This window comes from Brevundimonas sp. (assembly GCF_023259385.1).
GTDB lineage: Bacteria > Pseudomonadota > Alphaproteobacteria > Caulobacterales > Caulobacteraceae > Brevundimonas.
Genome location: NZ_JAHFPF010000084.1, coordinates 8,151 through 12,686, shown reverse-complemented (window position 1 = coordinate 12,686; position 4,536 = coordinate 8,151). Strand labels below are relative to the sequence as shown.

At 70.1% G+C, this 4,536-nt stretch carries 5 protein-coding genes; all 5 read right to left on the bottom strand.

Annotated elements, in window-relative coordinates; genetic code table 11:
- Positions 1-731: ABC transporter permease (locus Q0C81_RS08220; RefSeq protein WP_291836267.1), on the bottom strand; the 731-nt coding region annotated here is incomplete at its 3' end.
- Positions 728-1,483: an ABC transporter ATP-binding protein gene (locus tag Q0C81_RS08215; protein ID WP_291836264.1), complete on the bottom strand. Its 756-nt coding sequence runs from the start codon at positions 1,481-1,483 to the stop codon at positions 728-730. The genes Q0C81_RS08215 and Q0C81_RS08220, both read right to left, overlap by 4 nt.
- Positions 1,476-2,522 carry an ABC transporter substrate-binding protein gene (locus Q0C81_RS08210; protein ID WP_291836261.1) on the bottom strand — a complete coding sequence of 349 codons (1,047 nt, stop codon included), beginning with the start codon at positions 2,520-2,522 and terminating at the stop codon, positions 1,476-1,478. The genes Q0C81_RS08215 and Q0C81_RS08210 overlap by 8 nt, the downstream gene beginning before the upstream one ends.
- A 643-nt stretch (positions 2,523-3,165) precedes the next feature.
- The gene (locus Q0C81_RS08205; protein WP_291836259.1) at positions 3,166-4,149 is read right to left on the bottom strand and encodes an alpha/beta hydrolase; all 984 of its coding nucleotides are present in this window, start codon (positions 4,147-4,149) and stop codon (positions 3,166-3,168) included.
- A 56-nt stretch (positions 4,150-4,205) separates the two neighbouring features.
- The coding region (locus Q0C81_RS08200; protein WP_291836256.1) for an ABC transporter C-terminal domain-containing protein at positions 4,206-4,536 on the bottom strand (331 nt) is incomplete at its 5' end.

Below are 4,536 nucleotides of genomic sequence, written 5' to 3'. Positions count from 1 at the left end.
CGGCGCTCAACGAGACCGACCACACCGCTGAGCGCCAGCCCCATGGCCATCAGGCAGATCAGGGCCGCCAACATGTCGGCGGTGCGCAGGCGGCTGCCGGATTCGAGCAGCCGCCAGGCCAGGCCCTGGGTCGCGCCGGAGCCGGAGACGAACTCTGCGACCACCGCCCCGATGACCGCCAGACCCGAGGCGACGCGAAGGCCCTCCAGCGCGAAAGGCAGGGCGGCGGGGATGCGCAGGCGAATGAGGCGCTGGACGCGTGAGGCGCCGTAGAGGTCGAACAGGCGTTCGAGGTCCGGGTCGGCGGACTTCAGCCCCGTCAGGACGCCCGAGAAGATCGGGAAGAAGGCGACGGCGGCGGCCAGGGCGACGACCGCGCGGTCGGCGTGGTCGAGCCCGGCCCAGATCAGGACGAGGGGCGCGATGGCGACGATCGGGGTCACCTGCAGGGCCACGGCGAGCGGACGGACGGCGTGCTCGGCCGTGCGGCTGATCGACACCGCCAGAGCCAGGCCGCCGCCGAGCAGGGCCGCGACGGCCAAGGCCTGCAGCGCCATGCGGAAGGTCTGGAGGGCGGACCCGGCGAGGATGGGCGCGCGTTCGACGAGGGAGACGACGACCGCGCTGGGCGGCGGCAGGAAGTAGACGGGGACCTGCCACAGGCGGCAGGCGATCTCCCAGACCGCGAGCAGCAGGGCGATCAGCGCCAGCGGGGCGACAAGGCGGCTCACGCGACGCGGTCCGGCATGGCGTGGGCGAGGGCGGCGGCCAGGGTCTCGACCGTCTCGCGGTAATCGGGATCGGCGCGCCAGCCCGCCTGGCGCGGGATATCGCCTGGCGTCGGGCGGGCCATGGCCACCTGTCCGCTGACGGCGTCGAGCACGACGGTGCGTCCGGCCAGATAGACGGCTTCCTCGATGTCATGGGTGACGAAGACGATGGCGGGGCGTGGCGACCGTCCGGCCCAGAGACTGTGCAGGTCCTCGATCAGATGGCGGCGGGTGACGCTGTCGAGCGCGGCGAAGGGCTCATCCAGCAGGAGCAGGTCGGGCTGGGTGACCAACGCCCGGGCCAGGGAGGCGCGCATGGCCATGCCGCCCGAGAGCTGGCGCGGGCGGGCGGTCAGGCGTTCACCGAGGCCGACGGAGGCGAGGGCGGCGGCGGCCAGGGCGCGGGCCTCGTCCTTCGGCGTTCCGGACAGCTCGAGCGGCAGGGCGACATTGGTCTGGGCGTCCGCCCAGGGCATCAGGGTGGGAGATTGGAAGACGAAGGCGGTGCGGCCCGGGGCGGTGGTGATCGCCTGGCCCTCGGACGGGCGCTCCAGTCCGGCGAGCAGGCGCAGGGCCGTCGACTTGCCCGCACCGGAGGCGCCGACGACGGCGACGATCTCACCCGGGGCGACAGACAGGTTCAGGGGGCCGATGGCGGCCCGGTCCGCATAGCGGACGACGGCGCCGGTCAGCGCCGCGACGACATCAGCCACGGCCACGCCCGGGCAGGTATTGGGTGGTGAAGGCCTGCCGCCAATCCAGGTTGGTCGGATAGACGCCGGCCTGGCTGGTGACGTCGAAGAAGGCCTGCCAGCGCTCGTTGGTCATGGTTCCGAGGCCATAGAGGGCGGCGTCTCCGCCATCGACGATGCCGTTGGCCTTCAGCTTGGCGCGGGCCTGATCGAGAATGTCCTGGGTCATCTCCGGATTGTCTTTCCGGATCAGGGCGTCGGCGGCCTTGCCGTCGCCCTGGATGTAGTCGCGCCAGCCTTCGGCCGAAGCGGCGATGAAGCCGCGCAGGGCGTCGCCGTTGTCGCGGGCGAAGGCGTTCGGGGCCAGCACCATGGTGGCGTAGGAGGGGTAGCCTTCGTCGGCGAGCAGGAAGACGCGCGGCTCGAAGCCCGCCTCCTTCTCGATCGTGTAGGGCTCGGACGTCAGATAGCCCTGCTGCACGGCGCGCGGGTCGGCGAGGAAGGGCGCGGGGTTGAAGGTGTATTTGCGGACCTGGTCGTCGGTGAAGCCGTACCTGGCCTTCAGCCAGACCCAAAAGGCGTTGATCGAGGCGTCGGCCAGAAGGAAGGGGCGTCCGGCGAGGTCTGCGATGCTCCTCAACGCGGGATCCGGGTGGGCGATGAGGACCTGCGGATCCTTCTGGAAGAAGGCGGCGACGGCCTTCACCGGGGCGCCCTCGGCGACCAAGCTCATGGGGATGAAGCTGTTGGAGCCCATGCCCAGTTCGACGGCGCCGGCCGCAAGCAGCTGAGGCACGTTCACGCCCGGGCCGCCCTGGATGATCTGGACGTTCAGGCCGCGCTTTGCATAGGCCCCCGAGGCGAGCGCCTGATAGAAGCCGCCGTGCTCGGCCTGGGCGCGCCAGTCGGTCGCGAAGCGCAGGCGAATGCGGCCATCGGCGTCGGGTTCGACCTCGGAACGGTTGCAGCCCGCCAGCACGGTCGTGGCGGCCAGAGCCCCGGCTCCGGCGAGCAGGGTGCGGCGGTCGGGTGCGAAACGGCGATTCCCACGCGAGGTCATGGCCTTATGTACGGCCAAGGCGATGGCGGCGAAAGGGCGAAGGAGAACGGCGTCAGACGCCGGAATTGAGCGAGGGGACGAAGGGCCTCGGCGAACCGGTGCTCCTCGTCCCCTCGCCAAGTCCGGGTTGGACTTGGCCTTTGAGGTTTCAGACCCTGGCTTCAGCATCAGCGGAGCGAACCCCGGCGATGGTCAGCTGTATCTTCTCGCGCTCCTGGTCTCCGGCGTTCCACAGGTCTGGCCTGCGCCGTCCTTCGATCCTGATCCGGTTCCCTTCCGGTTCCGTCTCTGGCCGAAGCCTTCGACATTCCCTTGGAGCCTTGATCCTGCCTCCCGCCCGTTACGGTCCGAAGACCGCCCGCAGCGTCGGGTCAGAGAGCCGGGCCGGTTCGCCTTGAGCCCCGGGTCTCCCCGGATTTCCGCGCCGCCGTGTCCCTCGGCCTGATCAAGCTCGCTCCAAATCCGGGATCCAGCAAGCACCTCGAATCATCCGGTTGTGGACGATTTTCGGGATAAAACTTGTCCGAACCCTGTATCGACTTTCGTACAGCAACGAATTTCTTCGAATTGTGAAGCTATTGCAGTGTTATTCACAGGGGCGCGAAACAGGGTCAATTCTGATCCGAAACGCCCGGAAATTCGCTCACCTAGAGACGGTGCGGTCCAGCCAGCCGCTGATTTCCTTGAGCGCTCGCCGGGCGACCGGGCCGCTGAAATGGATGAAACCGTGTGGGGCGAGCGGAATCTCGATCAACTCCGAGCGCGCGGCGGCGGACCAGGCGTCGGCCATCAGCAGGCTGTCGTCGCGCAGGGGATCCAGATCACCGGCGATGAAGAGAGCGGGCGGGAGACCGCGCATGGAGGCGTGCAGCGGGGAGACGTCGGCACGACGGCGCCCGGCCTCGTCGCGATCAGGCAGCAGGCGCCCGAGATCGGCGGCCAGGGTCGGGCCGTTGAGGATCAGGGCGTCCCGGCCCGCGGCGCGGACGGACGGCGTGCCGCTGAGATCGTAGACGCCATAGACGAGAACGCAGCCGCGCACCGCGCCGAGGCGGCCCTCGTCGCGCAGGGCCATGGTGGTCAGGGCGGCCAGGTGGGCGCCGGCGGACTGGCCGCAGATGAAGACATCGGTGGTGCCGAAACGGGCGGCGGCGTGGTCGATCAGCCAGCGCCCCGCGGCGGCGCAGTCGGCGATGGCGTGCTGGAGCAGGACGCCTCGGGTTTCGCTGAGCAGGCGATAGTCGACAGAGACGACGGCCAGGCCGGCTTCGGCGGCGAGGTCGGCGTTGAGATGATCGTTGAGACCCGCGCTGCCGACAACCCAGCCGCCCCCGTGCATGTCGAGGACCACGCCGCGCGGCGGGCCGGGCGGATGCAGGATGCGCAGGGTGACGTCGCCGTCGGGAGAGGAAATACACAGGGTCTCGACGCGGACGCCGCGACGGCGGAGCCAGGCCGCAGTGACCGCCTGGGCCGCTCCCCCGAAGGCGCCGCTGGCCCACTGGCCGGCCTGCAGTCGCCAGCCGTCGGTCTTGAGGCGAGGCATGACGCCGAGCGCAGCGTTGGTCCGGGCGGCCGCGCGGCGTTCGGACGGGGTCAGCTCAAGACGGCGGACGGCAGCGGGCATGGCAGAAGGCTAGGCCGAACGGCCGGGCTTGGCGATGCGGCGTTCGGACGCCGAAATCAGGCGCCGAGCGCGGCCTTCTTCTCTTCCAACTCGAGCCATTCCAGTTCGGCGTTCTCGAGCTGCTCGCGCGCCCGGGCGGCTGCGGTCATGGCGCGGTCGAAGGCCTTTGGATCGCGGCTGTAAAGTTCGGGATCCTCCAGGGCGGCGTCGTGTTTGGCGATCTGGCCGGGCAGGCTTTCGAGCAGGCCTTCCAGCTCCTTGAGGCGATGGCTGTCCTTGAAGGTCAGCTTGCCGGGCTTCCTGGGCGCGGCGGCGACGGAGGCCGGGGCGGGGTTGGCCTCGGCGCGTTTGGCGGCCTCCTTGTCCTGTGGGCGCGGATTGGCGCCG